The 19189-nt window shown below is 74.4% G+C and carries 21 protein-coding genes; 9 read left to right on the forward strand and 12 right to left on the reverse strand.

Features of this window, described 5'->3' with window-relative positions:
• Positions 1-44 precede the first annotated feature (44 nt).
• Together ACFVQZ_RS09105 and ACFVQZ_RS09110 are read right to left on the reverse strand one after the other, a co-directional pair.
• Positions 45-548: a hypothetical protein gene (locus ACFVQZ_RS09105; RefSeq protein ID WP_030492341.1), complete on the reverse strand. Its 504-nt coding sequence runs from the start codon at positions 546-548 to the stop codon at positions 45-47.
• Positions 549-734: 186 nt separating this feature from the next.
• Complete coding sequence (locus tag ACFVQZ_RS09110) at positions 735-1196, reverse strand: DUF4442 domain-containing protein (protein WP_036413373.1); 462 nt, start codon at positions 1194-1196, stop codon at positions 735-737.
• A gap of 188 nt (positions 1197-1384) precedes the next feature.
• Between ACFVQZ_RS09110 and ACFVQZ_RS09115 the strand changes: the two genes are divergently transcribed.
• Entirely contained in the window at positions 1385-2494 is a 1110-nt protein-coding gene (locus ACFVQZ_RS09115; RefSeq protein WP_383620722.1) for a hypothetical protein, read from the forward strand.
• 48 nt (positions 2495-2542) lie between these two features.
• Entirely contained in the window at positions 2543-3904 is a 1362-nt protein-coding gene (locus ACFVQZ_RS09120) for an MFS transporter (RefSeq protein ID WP_383620724.1), read from the forward strand.
• Here the strand turns inward: ACFVQZ_RS09120 and ACFVQZ_RS09125 are convergent.
• From ACFVQZ_RS09125 to ACFVQZ_RS09135, 3 genes are read right to left on the reverse strand one after another with little or no spacing between them, the layout of a single operon-like run.
• Positions 3866-4711: a fused MFS/spermidine synthase gene (locus ACFVQZ_RS09125; RefSeq protein WP_030492345.1), complete on the reverse strand. Its 846-nt coding sequence runs from the start codon at positions 4709-4711 to the stop codon at positions 3866-3868. The two genes, ACFVQZ_RS09120 and ACFVQZ_RS09125, sit on opposite strands and share 39 nt — an antisense overlap.
• Before the next feature lie 37 nt (positions 4712-4748).
• On the reverse strand, positions 4749-5666 hold the full coding sequence (locus ACFVQZ_RS09130) for a patatin-like phospholipase family protein (RefSeq protein ID WP_051787333.1): 918 nt from the start codon (positions 5664-5666) through the stop codon (positions 4749-4751).
• 56 nt (positions 5667-5722) lie between these two features.
• Positions 5723-6448: a DNA alkylation repair protein gene (locus ACFVQZ_RS09135; protein WP_383620727.1), complete on the reverse strand. Its 726-nt coding sequence runs from the start codon at positions 6446-6448 to the stop codon at positions 5723-5725.
• 38 nt (positions 6449-6486) lie between these two features.
• On the opposite strand from ACFVQZ_RS09135, the gene ACFVQZ_RS09140 reads away from it, so the two are divergent.
• Both ACFVQZ_RS09140 and ACFVQZ_RS09145 read left to right on the forward strand, forming a co-directional pair.
• Entirely contained in the window at positions 6487-7245 is a 759-nt protein-coding gene (locus ACFVQZ_RS09140; protein ID WP_036413375.1) for a TVP38/TMEM64 family protein, read from the forward strand.
• A gap of 156 nt (positions 7246-7401) precedes the next feature.
• Positions 7402-8277: an undecaprenyl-diphosphate phosphatase gene (locus ACFVQZ_RS09145; protein WP_030492349.1), complete on the forward strand. Its 876-nt coding sequence runs from the start codon at positions 7402-7404 to the stop codon at positions 8275-8277.
• 75 nt (positions 8278-8352) lie between these two features.
• On the opposite strand, the gene ACFVQZ_RS09150 is transcribed toward ACFVQZ_RS09145, so the two are convergent.
• The gene (locus tag ACFVQZ_RS09150) at positions 8353-8949 is read right to left on the reverse strand and encodes a flavin reductase family protein (RefSeq protein WP_383620729.1); all 597 of its coding nucleotides are present in this window, start codon (positions 8947-8949) and stop codon (positions 8353-8355) included.
• Between the two features lie 78 nt (positions 8950-9027).
• On the opposite strand from ACFVQZ_RS09150, the gene ACFVQZ_RS09155 reads away from it, so the two are divergent.
• Positions 9028-9474: a nuclear transport factor 2 family protein gene (locus ACFVQZ_RS09155; protein ID WP_383620731.1), complete on the forward strand. Its 447-nt coding sequence runs from the start codon at positions 9028-9030 to the stop codon at positions 9472-9474.
• Between the two features lie 57 nt (positions 9475-9531).
• Complete coding sequence (gene lnt, locus ACFVQZ_RS09160) at positions 9532-11184, forward strand: apolipoprotein N-acyltransferase (protein ID WP_383620733.1); 1653 nt, start codon at positions 9532-9534, stop codon at positions 11182-11184.
• Here lnt and ACFVQZ_RS09165 read toward each other — a convergent pair.
• Complete coding sequence (locus ACFVQZ_RS09165; protein ID WP_030492353.1) at positions 11129-12034, reverse strand: Gfo/Idh/MocA family protein; 906 nt, start codon at positions 12032-12034, stop codon at positions 11129-11131. The genes lnt and ACFVQZ_RS09165 overlap by 56 nt on opposite strands.
• Positions 12035-12092: 58 nt before the next feature.
• On the reverse strand, positions 12093-13286 hold the full coding sequence (locus tag ACFVQZ_RS09170; RefSeq protein ID WP_383620736.1) for an FAD-dependent monooxygenase: 1194 nt from the start codon (positions 13284-13286) through the stop codon (positions 12093-12095).
• Between the two features lie 125 nt (positions 13287-13411).
• On the opposite strand from ACFVQZ_RS09170, the gene ACFVQZ_RS09175 reads away from it, so the two are divergent.
• The 3 genes from ACFVQZ_RS09175 (at position 13412) to ACFVQZ_RS09185 (ending at position 15284) form a co-directional block, all read left to right on the forward strand.
• On the forward strand, positions 13412-14065 hold the full coding sequence (locus ACFVQZ_RS09175) for a TetR/AcrR family transcriptional regulator (RefSeq protein ID WP_383620737.1): 654 nt from the start codon (positions 13412-13414) through the stop codon (positions 14063-14065).
• A gap of 9 nt (positions 14066-14074) precedes the next feature.
• The gene (locus tag ACFVQZ_RS09180; RefSeq protein ID WP_383620739.1) at positions 14075-14614 is read left to right on the forward strand and encodes a DinB family protein; all 540 of its coding nucleotides are present in this window, start codon (positions 14075-14077) and stop codon (positions 14612-14614) included.
• Between the two features lie 139 nt (positions 14615-14753).
• Positions 14754-15284, forward strand: a complete 531-nt coding sequence (locus ACFVQZ_RS09185; RefSeq protein ID WP_383620741.1) for a hypothetical protein — start codon at positions 14754-14756, stop codon at positions 15282-15284.
• A gap of 90 nt (positions 15285-15374) precedes the next feature.
• On the opposite strand, the gene ACFVQZ_RS09190 is transcribed toward ACFVQZ_RS09185, so the two are convergent.
• From ACFVQZ_RS09190 to ACFVQZ_RS09205, 4 genes are all read right to left on the reverse strand, one after another.
• Entirely contained in the window at positions 15375-15848 is a 474-nt protein-coding gene (locus ACFVQZ_RS09190) for a hypothetical protein (protein WP_030492358.1), read from the reverse strand.
• A 71-nt stretch (positions 15849-15919) separates the two neighbouring features.
• Positions 15920-16603, reverse strand: coding sequence for a uracil-DNA glycosylase (gene ung / locus ACFVQZ_RS09195; protein WP_030492359.1), 684 nt, complete (start codon positions 16601-16603; stop codon positions 15920-15922).
• Between the two features lie 87 nt (positions 16604-16690).
• A complete protein-coding gene (locus ACFVQZ_RS09200) occupies positions 16691-18271 on the reverse strand; it encodes an ABC transporter substrate-binding protein (protein WP_030492360.1) in 1581 nt (526 codons plus the stop codon).
• Between the two features lie 148 nt (positions 18272-18419).
• A complete protein-coding gene (locus tag ACFVQZ_RS09205) occupies positions 18420-19187 on the reverse strand; it encodes an SDR family oxidoreductase (protein ID WP_383620744.1) in 768 nt (255 codons plus the stop codon).
• Positions 19188-19189 lie beyond the last annotated feature (2 nt).

A 19189-nucleotide genomic window follows, 5' to 3' on the forward strand; every position in this document is an offset into this window, starting at 1 on the left:
AAGGGCGGGGGTCGGGGGCGCGGGCGTCGCGCGCCGGCCGTCCGTCAGCGGAAGAGCAGGGAGGCGTCGCCGGCGGCGGTGGTGACCGATCCCGGGCAGAGGAAGCCGCCGGAGGTCTTCGTGGCGGTGAACGCCTGGTTCACGTACCGGCGGGTGGTGCCGTCCCGGTTGAGCAGCACGTTGCTCGCCTTGTAGCGGCAGGAGATGCCGTACTGCGTGCCGGTGATGTCGATGACGTCGGCCCTGGCCAGGCCGGCCGCGTCGTCGAAGGTGACGGTGGGGTTGTTGTTGAGGACGGCGGTGATGCCTCCGCTGCAGCTCAGGTTGCCGCCGGGGGCGTTGATGCTGCTGCGGTCGATGGTCAGCGAGGCGGGCGGGTTCGCGCTGGTCCGGGCGCCGGTCCAGGTGCAGGTGCTGCCCGAGACCACGATCACGCCGTCGACCTGCTGGGTCGCCGCGGGTCCGGAGGCGTGCGCCGCCGTGGCCGCTCCGGCGGTGGCCGCGATGATCAGGGCGGTGACACAGGTGAGTGCCGATATCTGCCGCATGTCGCTCCTTCTGGCCGCTTCCTTGTGGGATGTGCGCGCCATGAAAGGTCCCACGGGCTCCGTGGATTGTCAGGTACACGTCAATACTTTGGCCGGATAGCACCCCTGGGACGAGAACCCTCCCCCACGGCGGCGCGGGCCTGGCGGCGGGCACGGATCCCGCGCCCGCCGCTCGGCCCGCTCGGCCTACTTGGCCGGAGCGTTGGGCCGCAGGGTCCACAGGACGGTCATCTCGCCGGTGACGGCGCCGTCCTCGCGGGTGATGTCGATGCGGACCGGGAACTCGGGGCGCTGCCCGGCGTCGAGCTCGGCGACGACGTCGGCGACCGGACGGCCGAGGGTGGCGGTCGCGGTGACGACACCCATGGCGAGCTTCTTGTACGCGATCTCGGCGTTGACGGCGAGGGGCACGGCCCGGCCGAGCTGGTCGCCGAAGGCCGCGAGCACGATGGCGCCGCTGGCGGACTCGGCGAGGGTGAACATGGCGCCGGCGTGCGGGCCGCCGACGTGGTTGTGGTACGCGGGCTGGTCGGGCAGGCGCACGACGGCGCGCTCGGCGGTGGTCTCCAGGAACTCCAGGTTGAGGGTTCCGGCCATGGGGACCGTGGCGGCGAGCATGTCGCCGACGGACATCTGGTCTGCGCTCATGGACCGTGATGTTACCCACGAGTAGATGTCTTGGCCATGCCTCTGCCGATGTCTCGGTCACGCCGCTGCCGGCGCCTCGGTCGCGCCGCCGCCCGGACACCGTCCCGCCATCCCGGGGCCGGCCGGCTCCCCCGTCCGAGGGGCCCGGGCATGGCCGCCCCGCCGCCGCCCCTCTATCGTTACGGCCCATGTGGCCAGGACAGCAGCCGCCCGGGGGCGAGCAGAACCCGCAGGACCAGAACCAGAACCCGTACCAGCAGCCGGGGTACCAGCAGCCGAACCCGTACCAGCAGCCGACCCAGCCCGGGTACCCGCAGCAGGGCGGCTGGCAGCAGCCGGTCCAGCCGGGCTACCCGCAGGGCCAGGCGCAGCCGGGATACCCGCAGCCCAACCCGTACCAGCAGCCGACCGTGCCGCAGTACCAGGTGCCCGGCTCCGTCCCGCCGCAGGGCCCGGGCGGCGGGGGCCGCGGCGGGCGGACGACGCTCATCGCGATCGCCGCCGCGACCGCCGTGGTCGTCGCCGCGGGCGTCACCGCCTTCCTCGTCCTGAAGGACGACGGCGGCGAGAACGTCGCCGACAAGCCGCCGGCCACCGCCTCGGCCCCGCCCACCGGCACCGCCACGCCCTCCACCGGCGCGTCCGAGCCGACCGGCGGCGCCACCCCCGAGCTCGACAACCCGCGCGACGGCACGACGTACCAGCCCACGATCCCGGGCTGGAAGGTCGTCCACAACCCGACGTACGGCACGCTGTTCGACGTCCCGCCGGAGTGGGAGGTCGGCAAGCCGAGCATGCGCGTGGGCTTCGAGGACGCCAAGAAGGGCGACGGCAGCCCCATCGTCGTCATGTCTGCCCCGGCCGACCTCAAGAGCAAGTGGTGCTCCGTCGACTCGGACAAGAACGGCAGCCCCGAGGACACCGGCCTCGCCGCGGCGGGCACCAAGGGCAACCAGGGCGCCAAGGACACCGCGAGCGCCGCGCAGGGCCAGGCCGGCATCTGGGTGTGGGCCGCGTTCGCCCAGCACATGCCCGAGAAGACGGTCAAGGTGACGAAGGCCGTGCCGTTCACCACCGCGTCCGGCCTCAAGGGCAGCATGTCCACCGCCACCGTCGGGAACGTGAAGAAGCGCAACAAGTGCGACACCGACGGCAAGTCGGTCGCCTTCAGCTTCCTCAACGCCGAGAACGACTTCTCCAGCTTCGTGCTCTACGCGGCCGACGGCGTGAAGGACGAGCTGCCCGACGCGACGATCAAGAAGATCCTCTCCACGGTCCGGCTCACCCCGAAGACCTGACGGGAATTCGGTTTGGCAGGAACGGGAGGCGGCGGGGATAGTCCGGGAGTGACGAAAAGCCCCGCCTCCCCCCGCGGCACCCGCCGGCCCGAATGGGCCGGGCGCAACTACGTGCTGCTCACCGCCGCCACCATCGTGACCAGCCTCGGTGCCCACGGCGCCCTGATCGCCACCACCTGGGCCGTCTTCGAGTCCGGCGGCGACGCGGGCGACGTGGGCATCGTCGCGATGGCCCGCTTCCTGCCGCTCGTGCTCTTCCTGCTCATCGGCGGCGCGGTGGCCGACCGCATACCCCGGCACCGGGTGATGGTCGCGGCCAACGCGCTCAACTTCGTCTCGCAGGCCATCTTCGCCGTCCTGGTGCTCTCCGGCACCGCCGAGATCTGGCACATGATGGTGCTCACCGCGCTCTGCGGCACCGGGCAGGCGTTCTTCAACCCCGCGGCCGAGGGCATGCTCATGTCCACCGTCACGGGCGAGCAGGCGAGCCGCGCCTTCGCCTTCTACCGGATGGCGATGCACGGCGCGGGCATCGGCGGCGCCGCGCTCGGCGGCGCGCTCGTCGCCTTCGTCGGGCCGGGCTGGGTCCTCGCCGTCGACGCCGCCGCGTTCGCCGTGGCGGGCGCGCTGCGGGCGTTCCTCGACGTCAGCGGCATCCCGGAGCGCAAGCCCGGCGGCGGCCTCTTCGCCGATCTGCGCGAGGGCTGGCAGGAGTTCATCGGCCGCCCGTGGCTCTGGTCGATCGTCGCCCAGTTCTCGGTCGTGGTCGCGCTGATCGGCGCGGTCGAGTCGGTGTACGGGCCGCTGGTCGCCCGGGACGAGCTCGGCGGCGCCACCCCGTGGGGCATCGCGCTGGCCGGCTACGGCGTGGGCACGGTCGCCGGCGCGATCCTGATGACGCGGTGGAAGCCGCGGCGGATGCTCCTCGTCGGCACGCTCGGCGTCTTCCCGATCGCCCTGCCGTCGGCGGCGCTGGCCGTCCCGCTGCATCCGCTGGGGCTCACCGCGGTGATGTTCGCCAGCGGTGTGGCGATGGAGATCTTCGGCGTCTCCTGGATGACGACGATGCACCAGGAGATCCCGGAGGAGAAGCTGTCCCGGGTCTCCGCCTACGACTGGTTCGGCTCGACCGCGCTGCTGCCGCTGTCGACGGCGCTCGCCGGTCCGGCCGAGACCGCGTTCGGCCGGACCGAGTCGCTGTGGGGCGCGGCCGCGCTGATGACCCTCGTCACCGCGCTCGTCCTGCTCGTCCCCGACGTACGCAACATGACGCGGCGGCCGCACGGCCTCACGGCGGCGAAGGGCGACGCCGCCCCCGGGACCGGCACGCCGGCGGACGACGCGGGCGGGGCGCCGCCCGGGCCGCGCGCCTCAGCCGATGCCGAAGGCGCCCTCGGGCGGAACGGGTGACCCGACCGCCCCGGCGTCGTCGACCGGGGCGGTGTCCCCGGTGAACCGGCGGAGCGCCTCCCCGTGCTCCACGCGCGCCGGGAAGGCGTCCCCGGCGGTCCGCCGGGTGAGGCCGGGGACGTCGAGGGTCGCGTCGGAGGCGACCAGGATCGCGTTCCCGAAGCGCCGGCCGCGCAGCACCGCCGGCTCGGCGATCAGCGCCCGTTCGGGGAAGACCGCCGCGAAGGTGGCGAGCTGGCCCCGGAGGAAGGCGAACGGCGCCCCGTCGGCGAGGTTGGCCGCGTAGATGCCGCCCGGGCGCAGCACGCGCCGGAGCTCGCGGGCGTACGCGAGCGAGGTGAGGTGCGCCGGGACGCGCGAGCCGCCGAAGACGTCGCCGACGATCAGGTCGGCGGAGGCGGCGGGTGCCGCCTCCAGCCAGGCGCGCGCGTCGGCGGTGTGCACGGTGACGCCGGAGCCCTCGGGCAGCGGCAGGTGCTCGGCGACCAGGGCGACGAGTCCGCCGTCCGCCTCGACGACGTCCTGGCGCGAGCCGGGGCGGGTGGCGGCGACGTACCGGGGCAGTGAGAGGCCGCCGCCGCCGAGGTGGAGCACGTCGAGCGGCGCGCCCGCGGCGGCGGCGCCGTCGACGACGTGCCCGAGCCTGCGGGCGTACTCGAACTCCAGGTGGCCGGGGGCGTCGAGGTCGACGTACGACTGCGGCGCGCCGTCGACCGTGAGGAGCCAGGCCCGCTCCCGGTCCACGTCGGGCATGAGGCGCGCGGTGCCGTGGTCCACCTCGCGCAGGACGGGGATCTGCTCGTTCACCCGTTCATTGTCCAGCCCGGCCGGCGGGCGGCTCCCGTCAGCCCGTCCACACGGCGGCGACGGACCGGGCGTGCGCGGCGGCCTGGGCCCGTCCGGCACGGGCGGCGGCGCCCCGCTGGGCGGGGTCGAGCGCGCGGGCGCCGATCACGGCCTTGGCGTCCTCGCCGGGGGTGATCACCTTGACGAGGGCGCCGGCGGCGATGAGGTCGCCGGCCTGGCGGGCGGGGGCGTGGACGGCCTTGTTGCCCATCGCGTTGGGCGCGACGACGACCACGCGCTCCCAGCCGGCCGCCAGGTGGGCGTTGGCGGTGGAGTGGATGCCGCCGTCGATCCAGCGCCGTCCGGCGAGGGTCGCCGGCGGCCAGGCACCGGGGATCGCGCAGCTGGCCGTCACCGCGTCCACGAGCCCCGCGCCGGCGCCGCCGGGTCCGCCGGCGCGCCCGTCGAAGACGCCGAGCGCGCCGGTCTCCGCGTCGACGGCGGTCAGCCGGAGCCGGCCGCCGGCGGGCCACTCGGTGACGTCGCCGAGCCGCTTCGCGACGGTGGCCCGGCGGGTGGCCTCGTCCACGGTCCGGGCGCGCAGGGCGAGCCGGCCGAGCTTCCTCCCGTACGCCTCCGGGGTGCGGGAGGTGAGGACGGCGAGGGTGTAGCGGAGCAGGGTGCCGGCGCCGAAGCGGACGGCCGGTTCGGTGTCGGAGCCGTCGAGCTGGCGCTCGTACAGCTCGGCGAGGGTGGTGGTGCCGGAGGTGAGGAGGGCGCCGACGACGGCGCCGGCGGAGCTGCCGACGACCAGGTCGGCGCCGGTGAGGTCCACGCCCGCCTCGGCGAGTCCGTGGAGGATCCCGACCTCCCAGGCGGCGCCGACGAGTCCGCCCGCCCCGAGGACCAGTGCCGTCCTGCCGCCCGCCGTTCCCGCTGCCGCAACCTCGCCCGTGGGCGTCCCCTTGTCGCTCATGGCCCGAGTGTCGCGCAGCCGACGCGCTCCGGTCGCGGCGGGGTGCCCCTTCGGGTTCACAGGTGCTTGAGGGCCTCGCGGACGGAGAGCGGGGAGAAGAGGGAGCGGTTGTCGGCGACGAAGGCCCGCACCTCGCCGGGCGCGGTCTTGGCGTACTCGCGCAGGCTCCAGCCGATCGCCTTGCGCAGGAAGAAGTCGGTGTCGGCGGCGCGCCGCAGGCAGTACGCGAAGAGCCGGTCCGCGTCCGTGCCGTCCTTGAAGCGCAGCTGGTGGAGGAGGGCGGTGCGGGCGATCCAGGGGTCCGGGTCGTCGATCCACCGGTCCATCTCGCCGGCCAGCGCGGGGTCGGCGGCGACGAGTCCGCCGACGACGTGCGCGGCGAGGTGGTCGACGGTGTCCCACCAGGGGACGGTCGTCACGAGCCGGCGGGCGACGGGCAGGAAGCCGGACGAGCAGCGCCGCACGTGGCGGCGCAGGTAGTCGACGGCGAAGTAGTGGTACTCGCGCTCGGGGAGGGCGAAGCAGCGCAGGGCGACGGCGGCGCAGTCGTCCTCGCCGGGACGCGGCGTGCCGTCGAGGACGGTGCGGGAGAGGGCGCGGCGCTCCGGCGAGCGGATGCCGAGGAAGGGCGCGACCCCCTTCATGTACGCGACCATCTCCTGCGCGCGGAAGGGGTTCCCGGCGGCGGGGTAGAGCGTGGTGAGCCGGTCGAGGAGGACGTCGGCGAGCTCGCTGTCGGGGACGGTGACGGCGGCGGCCCCGGAGCCGGAGATGGCGCACATTACGGCGATCATACGGAAGTCTCCGTTAGTCTCCCGGGATGCTCGCTCCCGTGCCCCGGCCGACGGACCCGTTCGCCGTCCGCTGCTCCCGGGCCCTGCTCTCGCCCCGGGCGCGGCTCTCGCTGCTCGCGCTCGTCCTGCTGACCGCCGGGACGCTGGTGCTGCTGTACGAGCCGCAGCGGCTGCTCGCCTCGGGGTGGCCGCGGTCGGGCGGCGCGGGCGCGGTGCTGCTGTTCGCGGTGGCGTACGGGCTGTGCACGGCGGCGTTCGTGCCCCGGCCGGTGCTGAACCTGGCGGCCGGCGCGCTCTTCGGGTCGGCGGCGGGTCTGACGGCGGCGGTCGCGGGGACGGTGCTGGGCGCGGGCCTGTCGTTCACGCTGGGCCGGGTGCTGGGGCAGGACGCGCTGCGCCCGCTGCTGCGGGGGCGGTGGGTGCGGGCGGCGGACGGGCAGCTGAGCCGGCACGGTTTCCGGTCGATGCTGGCGATCCGGCTGTTCCCGGGGGTGCCGTTCGCCGCCGCCAACTACTGCGCGGCGGTCTCCCGCATGGGGTACGTGCCGTTCCTGCTGGCGACGGCGCTCGGCACGGTCCCGAACACCGCCGCCTACGTGGTGGCGGGCGCGCGGGCGGACGAGCCGGGTTCGCCGGCGTTCCTGTTCTCCGCGGGCTTCATCGTGGTGTCCGGGCTGGCGGCGGCGGTGGTCGCCTGGCGGAAGCGGCACGCGCTGCGGCGGCCGGCGCCGGCCGCCTCCGCCGCCCCGGCCGTGCCGGAGCGTGAGCCGGCCGCGGCTCCCTGACGTGTCGTCGGCGGCGTGGTCGCGCCGGGAGCGGACGGGTGGTTCCGGACAGGGACCGCCGCCGACGCCACCTGATCACGAACGCGTCACCTCGGGGCGGTACAGTGCGCTCGACCTCATGACCGCACGAGTGCACAACGGGACGGCCCAAGCCCCATGAATTGGTTCGAAGCGTTCATCCTGGGACTCGTCCAGGGGCTGACGGAGTTCCTTCCGATCTCCTCCAGCGCGCATCTGCGGCTGACCGCCGCGTTCGCCGGCTGGGAGGACCCGGGCGCCGCCTTCACGGCGATCACGCAGATCGGCACGGAGACCGCCGTCCTGATCTACTTCCGCAAGGACATCGGCAGGATCGTCACGGCGTGGTGCCGGTCACTGACGGACAAGTCCATGCGCTCCGACCACGACGCCCAGATGGGCTGGCTGGTGATCGTCGGCTCGATCCCGATCGGCGTCCTCGGCGTCACGCTCAAGGACCAGATCGAGGGCCCCTTCCGCGACCTGCGGCTCATCGCCACGACGCTCATCGTGATGGGCGTCGTGCTCGGCGTCGCCGACCGGCTCGCCGCCCGCGACGAGCTCGGCGGCCGGCACCGTGCCATCCGCGAGCGCAAGACGCTGAAGGACCTCGGCGTCCGCGACGGCCTGATCTACGGCTTCTGCCAGGCGATGGCGCTGATCCCCGGCGTGTCGCGCTCGGGTGCCACGATCTCCGGCGGTCTGCTCATGGGCTACACCCGCGAGTCCGCCGCACGCTACTCGTTCCTGCTCGCGATCCCCGCCGTGCTCGCCTCCGGCGTCTTCGAGCTGAAGGACGCGACCGAGGGCGGCCACGTGTCGTGGGGCCCGACGGTCTTCGCGACGCTCGTCGCGTTCGGCGTGGGCTACGCGGTGATCGCCTGGTTCATGAAGTTCATCACGACGAAGTCCTTCATGCCGTTCGTGTACTACCGGATCGCGCTCGGCGTCCTGCTGTTCGTCCTGGTCGGCACGGACGTTCTCAGCCCGCACGCGGGCGAGTCCGGGCACTGACCCGCCGCTCGCCGCGCCCGGCCGGGGCGGGTCCCGTACGACGGGATCCGCCCCGGTTCCGTTTCCGGCGCCGGCTCAGCCCCGGTACGGCACGCGGGCGATCGCGCGGACGTCGCCCAGGGTGCCCCATTCGTCCCGGCCCAGCCGGGTCAGCGGGCGCAGGCGGGTGATGTCCGGGTGGCCGTCGCCGGTCACGTGCGCCGCGTCGACGGCGACGTGCACCACGCGCCCGAAGACCACCGTCGAGTCCCCGATGCGGAGCGTGCTGTGCAGCTCGCACTCCAGCGCCACCGGTGACTCGGCCACCCGCGGGGGCTTGACCCGGAGGCTCGGCTCGCGCGCCACGCCGCACGCGTCGAACTCGCTCGTCCCGCGCGGGAAGTCCGTCGCGGTCGCGTTGATCCGCTCGAAGAGGCCCTCCGGCGCGAGGTTCACCACGAACGCGCCGGTCTCCTCCACGTTCCGCAGCGAGTCCTTCCGGCCGACCGAGGTGAACTGCACGACCGGCGGGTTCACCGAGGCGATGGTGAAGAAGGAGTGCGGGGCGAGGTTGTCCGTGCCGTCGGCGGCGACGGTGGACACCCAGGCGATCGGCCGGGGGACGACCGTGGCGGTCAGCAGCCGGTAGACGGCGGCGGGGTCGGTGAGGGACGGATCGACGTCGATGCGCATCCGGCCAGTATGACCGTCGTACGGGACGGGGGGCGCACGCCTCTTGGCCCCGCAGGCCCGCTGCCCGACACTGAGGCGATGACGCAGCGCGTGGACCTCGCGAACGTGATGGACCGGCTCGCCGTGGAGGACCTGGTCACCGGATACGCGGCGGCGGTGGACGACGCCGACTGGACCGCCTACCGGGCCCTCTTCACCCCCGACGGACGCGCCGACTACACCGGCTCCGGCGGCATCGAGGGGCCCGCGGCCGAGGTGGCCGGCTGGCTGGCGGAGACCATGACCCTCTTCCCGGTGCGCCAGCACCTCATCGTCAACCGCCGGGTGACCCTGCACCGGCCCGCCGGCTACGCGGAGACCGGGGACGCCGCCGACGTGCGCGCCGACTACGTCAACCCGATGCGGACGGCCTCCGGCGAGGACTTCGTCTGCGGCGGCCGGTACGCCTTCGTGGCCCGCCGCACCCGGGACGGCTGGCGGCTGCGCTCGGTCGCCGTCGAGGAGCGCTGGCGCCGCCTCCCCTGACCCCGGGCCCTTCCCGGCGGCCGGGCGCAGACTGGAGGCGACGGCGGGAGGAACGCCATGCGGAACCCCTTCGGGAACGCCGGTCCGGACGGCTCGGACGCCGGTCCGGACGGCTCGGACGCCGGTCCGGACGGCTCGCGCGCCGGGTCGGACCCCGGTGGCGCTTCTGGACCAGGGCGGACGGCGGGGTTGCTCCGGTCGCTGCTCGCCGTCGTCCTCGGCGCGCTGCCGGTGCTCGCGTTCCCCGCGCCGGGGCTGTGGTGGGCGGCGTACGTCTGCCTGGTGCCCTCGCTGCTGCTGGTGCGGACGGCGCCGGGCGCGCGCCGCGCCGCGCTGGACGGGTGGTGCGGGGGCGTCGGGTTCCTGCTGGCGCTGCACCACTGGCTGCTGCCGAGCGTCCATGTGTTCCTGCTGGTGATGGCGGCGCTGCTGGGGCTGCTATGGCTGCCGTGGGGCGTGCTGGTACGGGCGCTGCTCGGCGGGGTGCCGACGCCTGCGCGGGCCGCCGCCGCGCTGGTCGCGGTGCCGTCGGGGTGGCTGCTGATCGAGCTGGTGCGGTCGTGGGAGGGGCTGGGCGGGCCGTGGGGGCTGCTGGGGGCGAGCCAGTGGGACGTGCCGGTGGCGCTGCGCCTCGCGTCTGTGGGCGGGGTGTGGCTGGTGAGCCTGCTGGTGGTGGCGGTGAACACGGCGGTGGTGCTGCTGGTCGCCGTGCCGGGGCCGCGGGCGGTCGGGGTCGCGGGGCTCGCCGCGTGCGCGCTGGTGGCGGCGACGGGGGCGTGGGGCGTCGGGGCGCCGCGCCCGTCCGGCACGGTGCGGGTGGCGATGGTGCAGCCGGGGCTGCACGGCGGGACGGACGGCGCCGAGCGGCGGCTCGACCGGGCGGTGGACCTGACCCGCGGCCTCGCCGGGCAGCGGCTGGACCTGGTGGTGTGGGGCGAGAGCGGGGTGGCCCGGGACCCGTCCGCCGATCCGGCGCTCACCGCGCGGCTCACCGCCCTCGCGCGGGCCGTGGACGCCCCGGTCCTGGTGAACGTGGACGCCCGCCGTGCCGACCGCCCCGGCATCTACAAGAGCGCGCTGCTCTTCGCGCCCGGCGGGCCGACCGGCGACCGGTACGACAAGATGCGGCTGGTGCCCTTCGGCGAGTACGTGCCGGCACGGGGCCTGCTCGGCTGGGCGACGTCGGTGGGCAAGGCGGCGGAGGAGGACCGGCGGCGGGGCACGGAACCGGTCGTGATGCGGGTGCCGGACGGCGGGCGGGCGCGCGTCGGGCCGCTGGTCTGCTTCGAGTCCGCGTTCCCCGACATGAGCCGCCGGCTGGTCCGGGAGGGCGCCGGCCTGATCGTGGTGCAGTCGGCGACCAGCACCTTCCAGCGGAGCTGGGCGCCGGCGCAGCACACGACACTCGCCGCGCTCCGGGCGGCGGAGACGGGCCGTCCGGTGGTGCACGCGACGCTGACCGGGATCAGCGCCGCGTACGGCCCCGGCGGCGAGCGCGTCGGGCCGCCGCTCGGCACGGACGCGAGCGGCGCCGTGGTCCGCGAGCTGCCGCTGTCGGAGACGGCGACGGTGTACGCCCGCTGGGGCGACTGGCCGCTGTACGGGGCGTTCGTGGTCGTGGGGGCGGTGTGCGCGGCGGCGGGCGCCGGGGCGCTCAGGCGGCCTGGTCCAGCGCGTCGCGGACGACGCGCTCGCACAGGGCGTGGGTGAGCAGGGCGTCGCGGGCGCTGAGCACGCGTCCCTCGCGGACGGCGTCGAGGAAGGCGAGCACGGCCTGTTCGATGCCGCGCTGCCGGGCGACGGGGACCCAGTCGCCGCGCCGGCGGACGGTGGGCTGCCCCTTGTGGTCGACGATCTCGGAGAGGTTGAGGACCTGGCGCTTGGTGTCCTGGCCGGAGACCTCCAGGACCTCCTCGGTGGAGCCGTTCATCCGGTTCATCATGCCGATGGCGGTGAAGCCGTCGCCGGAGAGCTGGAGCACCACGTGGTGCATGAGGCCGTCGCGGACGCGGGCGCGGACGTCGATGTGGTCGGCCTCGCCGGGGAGCAGGAAGCGGAGGGTGTCGACGACGTGGATGAAGTCGTCGAGGACGAAGGTGCGCGGCTCCTCGGGGAGTCCGACGCGGTTCTTCTGGAGCAGGATCAGCTCGCGCGGGTGGTCGAGGCACTGGGCGTAGCCGGGGGCGAGGCGGCGGTTGAAGCCGACGGCGAGGGAGACGTCCCGCTTCTCGGCGAGTTCGACGATCCGCTCGGAGTCGGCGTAGTCGTAGGCGAGCGGCTTGTCGACGTAGGTGGGGACGCCGGCGTCGAGGAGGCGGCCGGCGATCTCGGCGTGGGCGGCGGTGGAGGCGTGCACGAAGGCGGCGTCGAGCCCGGCGGAGAGCAGCGAGTCGAGGTCGCGGTGGCGGCGGGTGGCCGGCAGGTGGAGGGTGTCGGCGACCCGGTCCAGGGTGGCGGGGGTGCGGGTCTGGAGGTGGAGTTCGACCCCGGGGAGGGTGGCGAGGACGGGCAGGTACGCCTTCTGGGCGATGTCGCCGAGTCCGATGCAGCCGATCTTCACGGGGTCTCTCCCTCTGCGGTGGTCCGGCGGCCCTTGGCTGTCGGGCCGTTCCGGCAGGTCAGCTTACGCGGGACGGGTCGGCGGCGTGGGGCGGGCGCCAGTCGGCGATGCCGTCGAAGCCGCGGAGGAGGAAGCCGGCCCCGAAGCGGGAGACGGTGCGGACGAGCGTGTCGCGGACGGCGACGGCGGGGCGGGCGGAGAGGAGGGTGAGACGGCCGGTGCGGGCCGCCTTGCGGACGATGGCGGTGGTGCGGGGCAGCCGGTCGGCGGTGTACGCGGCGAGGGCCCGGTCCGGGTCGAAGGCGGCGGGGACGCGGGCGTGGTGGGCGAGGACCACGGCGTCCTCGACGGCCTGGTTCCCGCCCTGTCCGAGGGAGGGCATCATCGCGTGGGCCGCGTCGCCGAGGAGCGCGGTGCGGCCCCGGTGGTGGGCGGGCAGCGGGTCGGCGAGGTGGTGGACGTCGTGCCGGAGGATCCCGTCGGGGTCGGCGGCGGCGAGGATCTCGGGGACGGGCTCGTGCCAGTCGCCGAAGAGGCGGCGGAGTTCGGCGAGCTCGCCGTCGGGGGCGTGGGCGCCGGCGGGGGCGGCGGCCATGGCGTACGCGTAGATCCGGCCGTCCTTGAGCGGCTGGGTGCCCCAGAGGCGTCCGGCGCCCCAGGTCTCGTGCGGGGCGAAGGGCCGGCCGGGGGCGGGGACGACGAGCCGCCAGGTGGTGCAGCCGGAGTAGCGAGGGCCGGGGTGGGCGGGGAACAGCGCGGTGCGGGCGGCGGAGCGGATGCCGTCGGCGGCGACGACGAGTTCGGCCTCCTGGGTGCCCTGCGGGGTGGTGACGCGGGCGGGGGTGCGGGCGTCGCCGGGGTGGTCGAGCACGGCGGGCGCGCCGGTGCGGACGGTTCCGTCGGGGAGGGCGGCGGCGAGGAGGTCGACGAGGGTGGCGCGGTGGAGGAGGACGAGGGGGTCACCGAAGCGCGCGGCGGCGGCGCGGGCGTCGGTGCGGGCGAGCCAGCGGCCGTCCGGGGAGCGCATCCCGCCGTCGCCCTGCCAGGCGGCGAGGTCGCGGACGCGGTCGCCGAGGCCGATGACGTCGAGGGCGCGCAGGGCGTTGGGGGCGAGGGCGATGCCGGCGCCGACGGGGGCGAGGCCGGCGGCGCGTTCGAGGACGGTGACGGTCCAGCCGCGCCGGTGGAGGGCGACGGCGGTGGTGAGGCCGCCGATGCCCGCTCCCAGGACGACGGCACGGTGCTGCGGCATGAAGGCTCCCTCGGGTCGGCAGGGCGGGATGGCCGGCCGACCCCGCCACGTACTACAGCTGTAGTCGACCAGACCCTCCGACCGTACTACAGGTGTAGTTCAGGGGCCATGGGTAGGTTGGCCCCATGACCGCGCGCACCCCGGCCGCCTCCCCGCCCCCGGCCGCCTCCTCTCCCCCGTCCCGCGCCGACCGGATCGGCGACGCGGCGCTCGACCTGCTGGTGGAGCGGGGGATGCGCGGGCTGACCCATCGCGCGGTCGACGAGCGGGCCGGGCTGCCACAGGGCTCCACCTCGAACCACGCCCGCACCCGCCAGGCCCTCCTGGAGACCGCGGTACGCCGGCAGGCCGAGCGCGAGGCGCAGGTCCTCGCGCCGGACGAGCTGCCGCCGTCCGGCGCGGGCCCGGACCTGCTCGCGGACGCCCTCGCGCTCGCGCTGCACCGCTACCTGACGGACCACCGGGCGCTGCTCGTCTCCCGTTACGAGCTGGCCCTGGAGGCGACCCGCCGCCCCGAACTGCGCGGCTTCTTCGACCGCGCCGGGTCCGCCTTCCGCGATCCGGTGACGGCGATGATGCGCGGCGCCGGATCGCCCGAGCCGGAGCGGCACGCGCTGTCGCTGATCGCCTGGTGCGAGGGGCTGATGTTCTCCTGCGCCGCCGGCTCGTTCCACGCGGCCGTGCCGAGCCGCGCGGAACTGCGGACCGGCTTCGCCGAACTGCTGCGCGGCATGCTCACCGGGGCGTCGCCCGGAACCCCTGGCGCCGGGCCGCGATGATCCGTCACGATGCCCCATATGACCACGGACGACACCGAAGCGCCCGAGCGCGTCTGGCCCGACACGGCCGCGGGTGAGCGGCAGGCCCTGGAGCAGTGGCTGGACTTCCAGCGCGCGACCCTCGCGCTGAAGTGCGCGGGCCTGTCCGACGCGCAGCTCCGGACCGCCGCCGCCCCGCCCTCGCCGCTCAATCTGCTGGGCCTGGTCCGTCACATGGCGGAGGTCGAGCGCGGCTGGTTCCGCCGGGTGCTCGGCGGCGAGGAGGCGACCTGGCTGTACGCCACCGACGAGGAGCACGACCGGGGCATCCGCACCACCGGCGACGACACCTACGCGGAGGCGTACGCCACCTGGCAGGCCGAGATCGCGCACGCCCGGAAGCTCGCCGCCCGCCACGACCTCGACGACGTCGGCGCGGGCGGCCACCACCGCGCCGGCGACCTCGTCAACCTGCGCTGGATCTACCTCCACATGATCGGGGAGTACGCGCGGCACAACGGCCACGCCGACCTGCTCCGCGAGCGCGTCGACGGCGCCACCGGCGCCTGACCCCGCCGCCCCGGCCTCTTGCCCTGGCCGCGCCCCGGCCCGTGATCGGTCAAGGAGGGTGACGGGGCGCTCACCCGTGCGGGGCATTCCCCGCCGGTAGGGGTTCGAAGACCGGCGCGGGACCAGCAGAGTGGCGCGGGTGCACAGAACCCGAACCTCCGCGCGCCTCCTGGCCGGCGCGGCCGTCGCCGCCGGCCTGACCGGGTGCGTCGCCGTCGACGGGCCGGCCCCGGCGCCCGCCCCGGCCCCCGCGCCGCCCTCCGGTCCCGAACCCGCCGCCCAGGACGTGGCGCCGCAGATCGTCCTCCAGGGCCCGGCCAGGGAGGCACTGGAAGCGGCCCTGCCGTCGCCCTCGCCGTCCGCCGCGGCCCCCCGGCCGCGCGGCGAGACCCGCCGCGCCACCGGCGACGCTGCCCCGCCCCGTACCGCTCCCTCGCCCGCGCCGCCGCCACCCGCCGCCCGGCACCCCGAGGCCCCGTCCCGGACGGTCCGGCCGCCGCGGCCTCCCGTGCCCGAGGCCCGGGAGCTGGAGCGGCTGACGGAACGGCTGCGGGAGACGCGGACACCGCCTGTCTCCGCGAAGGACGTGTGCGAGCTGGGCGAGCGGTACGGCGGCTGGGCCCCGGCCAGCGTCGAGGCCGGGCTCTGCCGGGACACGTACGGGAACTAGGGCCCGTACGGGAGGCGGGCGCACACGGGAAGCGGGCCCGCACGAGAAGCAGGCCCGTGCGAGAAGCGGGCCCCTGCGAGAAGCCGGCCCTCACCCTTCGCGGAGCCGCCGGGCCAGGCGCTCGATCGCGGCCCGGACGCCCTGGCCGTACCGGTCGTCGTCGAGGGCCTCGGAGGCCACGCGGGCCCGTTCCAGATGGGCCCGCGCGGCGTCCGGCCGGCGCAGCTTGGCGTAGTCGGCGGCGAGGTTGAGGTGGAGCGAGGGGTAGAGGGCCCGCAGGGCGGCGGCCGAGTCGTGCGCGGCGAGCCGCCCGTCCTCCAGGCCCTCGGCGGCGCTGAGGGCCCGCAGGTCCCACGCCAGTTCGGTGTCCGGGTCGTCCTGGGTGTCCGCCAGGTAGTGGGCGAGGGTGCAGCGGTGCAGCGGGTCCCCGTCGGGGCCGAGCTGCTGCCACAGGGCGCCGAGGCGGTTGCGGGCCTCCTCCCGGTCCCCGCCGTGCAGCAGCATCCTGGCCTGCCCGATCCTGGTCAGGACGGCCTCGTCCGACGTCCGCTGCTGCTCGGTCACCGCGGCCTCCCGGCGCTCGCACTGCGTGGAGGTCCGACGCTAACCGGCCGCGGCCCGGATCCCGCCGAGGCTCAGCCGAGGTCGGGGATGCGCCAGTCGATCGGCTCGTGGCCCTGGGCGGCGACGGCCGCGTCGATCTGGGTGAAGGGCTTCGAGCCGAAGAACTTCTTCGCGGACAGCGGCGAGGGGTGGGCGCCCTTCACCACGATGTGCCGCTCCTCGTCGATGAGGGGGAGCTTCTTCTGGGCGTAGTTGCCCCAGAGGACGAAGACGGCTGGGTCCGGCCGGGAGGCGACGGCGGTGATGACGGCGTCGGTGAACTTCTCCCAGCCCTTGCCCTTGTGCGAGTTCGCCTCGCCGGCGCGGACGGTGAGGACCGCGTTCAGCAGCAGGACGCCCTGCTCGGCCCACGGCATCAGATAGCCGTTGTCCGGGATCGGGTGGCCCAGCTCGGCGTGCATCTCCTTGTAGATGTTCCGCAGCGACGGCGGGGTCTTCACGCCCGGGCGGACGGAGAAGCACAGGCCGTGGCCCTGCCCCTCGCCGTGGTACGGGTCCTGACCGAGGATCAGCACCTTCACCTTGTCGTACGGGGTGGCGGCGAGCGCCGCGAAGACCTCGTCCTTCGGCGGGTAGACCGGCCCGGCGGCCCGCTCCTGCTCGACGAACTCGGTGAGCTGGGCGAAGTACGGCTTGGCCAGCTCCTCGCCGAGGACGCCCCGCCAGGACTCGGGCAGCATGCTGATGTCGGTCACGGTCCACAACCTCCGGTGCTCGGCAGTTCCGGTGAGGAACCTACCGGGGCCCACTGACAACGGGCCCCGGCGGGCTCCCCGCGACGGCTACCAGCTGGCCCGGCGGTGCAGCTCCCACAGCTGCATGACGGTCTGCGGGTCGAGCGCGCGCTCGGCGCCGCCGATGTCCTCACGGGCCGCGATGTACAGCTTGCCCTGCCACAGGGGCAGCAGCCGCACGTCCTCCACCATGATCGCCTGGGCCTCCTCGAACTCGTCCGAGACGGCCCCGCGGTCGCTCTCGCGGCGGGACTTCGGCAGCAGCTCGTCGGTGATCCGCGGGCTCAGGTAGGGCGTGCCGAGGACGTTCTTCTTGCCGAGGAAGGGGGCGACGAAGTTGTCCGGGTCCGGGAAGTCGGGGAACCAGCCGCGGCCGAAGACCGCGTACTCGCCCTGCTGGTAGGCGGCCTGGTACTCGGTCCACGGCTTGCCCTGGACGGTGACCTCGAACAGGCCGGACGCCTCCAGCTGGCGCTTCAGCTCGGCGAACTCGGCGGCCGTCGAGGAGCCGTACCGGTCGGTCGTGTACCAGAAGCTCAGCTCGACCTTGTCGGTGATGCCGGCCTCGCGCAGGATCTTCTTCGCCTTGGCCTTGTCGGGGTGGCCGTAGGTGTCGAAGAACTTGGTGGTGTGGGCGGCGATGCCCTTGGGCACCATCGAGTACAGGGGCTCGGCGGTGCCCCGGTAGACCTTGCTGACCAGTTCGTCGCGGTTCACGAGCTGGGCGATGGCGCGGCGGACGGCGGGGTCGGCGACCGACTTGTCCTGGGTGTTGAAGACCAGGTAGCGGATGTCGGCGCCGGTGGACTCGACGAGCTGGAGGCCCTTGTTCTCCTCCTTGTCGTCCTCGAGGGAGGTCACCTCCTCGGCGGTGAGGCCGCGGTAGGTGGCGTCGATCTCCTCGGCGCGCAGCGCCGCGACCATCGCCTCCGACTGGTCGAAGTACTTGATGGTCACGCCGCCGTTCTTGCGGTCGGCGAAGCCCTTGTAGTTCGGGTTGCGGGACAGCTCGGCGCGCTTGCGCACCTCGTACCCGTCCAGGACGTACGGGCCGGAGCCGGCGATCTTGCCGTCCTGCTTGCGGAGCTGGTCGGCCGGGTACTCCGCGGGGTCCACGATCGACATCGCCGGGGTGGCGAGGACGAAGGGGAAGGTGGCGTCGGCCTTGTTGAGCTTGAAGACGACGGTGCGGTCGCCGACCGTCTCGATGGTGTCGAGCGAGCCGAGCATGCCGTTGGGGCCGCCCTCGGCGTCGATCGTGCGGATGCGCTCGATCGAGTGCTGCACGGCCTTGGCGTCGAGCGGGTGGCCGTTGGAGAACTTGAGCCCCTCGAAGAGCGTGCACTCGAAGACCCTGCTGGACGCGTCCGTGAATTTGCATTCGGCCGCGTCGGGCTTCGGCGAGGTGCTTCCCGTCGGGAAACTCACCAGAGTCTGGTAGACGTTCCTGAAAAGCTCCCAGGAATTGTCCCAGGAAGCCGCCGGATCGAGTGTCGTGGGAGAACTCGTCGTCCCGATCGTGATCCTCTGCTCCCCGGCGGACTCGGTATCCGTGAAAACACCGCACCCGGATACCAGGGATATGGACGCAAGGGCTGCAGCGGCCTGCAGACTCGTCCGGTTGAACACGTGCACGCTCCTCGTTCAGCCTGGGGTCGGCCGACGATACCGCAGTACCCCGCCAGGTCAATGGGTGAGCCCGGCGGGGCACTTGAGACGATCGAGATGCAACCGGGGCCAATCCGGACAGGAAATCCGGAAAGTGTCCGGTAATCGGTCACCCGACTCCGGCGTTCAGGAAAATGCCCCCGTCGACGACGAGCGTCTGACCGGTGATCCAGCCGGACTGCTCCGAGGTCAGGAAGGCAGCGGCGCCCCCGATGTCCTCCGGCACGCCCAGCCGGCCCATCGGGTACGCGGCGGCGGCCTCGGCCTCCCGGCCCTCGTAGAGCGCCTGGGCGAATTTCGTCTTGACCACGGCGGGCGCGATCGCGTTCACTCGCACCACCGGCGCGAATTCGTGCGCGAGCTGCTGGGTCAGATTGATCAGGGCGGCCTTGCTGACGCCGTACGCCCCGATGAACGGAGAGGCGGAGATTCCGGCGACCGACGCGATGTTCACGATCGAGCCGCCGTGTTCCTTCTGCCACGCGTGCCAGGTGCGCTGCGCGAATCCGAGCGCCGAGACGACATTCGTCTCGAAGACCTTGCGCGCCACGTCCAGGTCGAGGTCCGCGATGGGGCCGAAGACCGGATTCGTGCCCGCGTTGTTCACCAGGTGGTCGACGCGCCCGAAGGCGTCCATGGCCGCGGCCACGGCGGCGGCCTGGTGGGCGGGGTCGTGGGCCTTTCCGGCGACCCCGACGGCCCGGTCCGCCCCGAGGCGCTCCACGGCCTCCTTGAGGGCGTCCTCGCCCCGCCCGGTGATGACGACCCGGTCACCGCGGGCGACGAGCGCCTCGGCGATGCCGTAGCCGATGCCCCGGCTTGCGCCGGTGACGAGTGCGACCCTGCCGGAGAGCTCCGGCGGCTGCTGTGCGGTCATCC

The sequence above is a fragment of the Streptomyces sp. NPDC057854 genome (assembly GCF_042797055.1).
GTDB lineage: Bacteria > Actinomycetota > Actinomycetes > Streptomycetales > Streptomycetaceae > Streptomyces.

Coding starts and splice junctions, on each gene's coding strand:
- ACFVQZ_RS09170 (WP_383620736.1), bottom strand. CDS start 13,286: ATGCCGCAGCACCGTGCCGTCGTCCTGGGAGCGGGCATCGGCGGCCTC.
- ACFVQZ_RS09105 (WP_030492341.1), bottom strand. CDS start 548: ATGCGGCAGATATCGGCACTCACCTGTGTCACCGCCCTGATCATCGCG.
- ACFVQZ_RS09115 (WP_383620722.1), top strand. CDS start 1,385: ATGTGGCCAGGACAGCAGCCGCCCGGGGGCGAGCAGAACCCGCAGGAC.
- ACFVQZ_RS09135 (WP_383620727.1), bottom strand. CDS start 6,448: ATGTGCGCCATCTCCGGCTCCGGGGCCGCCGCCGTCACCGTCCCCGAC.
- ACFVQZ_RS09205 (WP_383620744.1), bottom strand. CDS start 19,187: ATGACCGCACAGCAGCCGCCGGAGCTCTCCGGCAGGGTCGCACTCGTC.
- ACFVQZ_RS09180 (WP_383620739.1), top strand. CDS start 14,075: ATGCCCCATATGACCACGGACGACACCGAAGCGCCCGAGCGCGTCTGG.
- ACFVQZ_RS09130 (WP_051787333.1), bottom strand. CDS start 5,666: ATGAGCGACAAGGGGACGCCCACGGGCGAGGTTGCGGCAGCGGGAACG.
- ACFVQZ_RS09155 (WP_383620731.1), top strand. CDS start 9,028: ATGACGCAGCGCGTGGACCTCGCGAACGTGATGGACCGGCTCGCCGTG.
- ACFVQZ_RS09150 (WP_383620729.1), bottom strand. CDS start 8,949: ATGCGCATCGACGTCGATCCGTCCCTCACCGACCCCGCCGCCGTCTAC.
- ACFVQZ_RS09145 (WP_030492349.1), top strand. CDS start 7,402: ATGAATTGGTTCGAAGCGTTCATCCTGGGACTCGTCCAGGGGCTGACG.
- ACFVQZ_RS09140 (WP_036413375.1), top strand. CDS start 6,487: ATGCTCGCTCCCGTGCCCCGGCCGACGGACCCGTTCGCCGTCCGCTGC.
- lnt (WP_383620733.1), top strand. CDS start 9,532: ATGCGGAACCCCTTCGGGAACGCCGGTCCGGACGGCTCGGACGCCGGT.
- ACFVQZ_RS09175 (WP_383620737.1), top strand. CDS start 13,412: ATGACCGCGCGCACCCCGGCCGCCTCCCCGCCCCCGGCCGCCTCCTCT.
- ACFVQZ_RS09110 (WP_036413373.1), bottom strand. CDS start 1,196: ATGAGCGCAGACCAGATGTCCGTCGGCGACATGCTCGCCGCCACGGTC.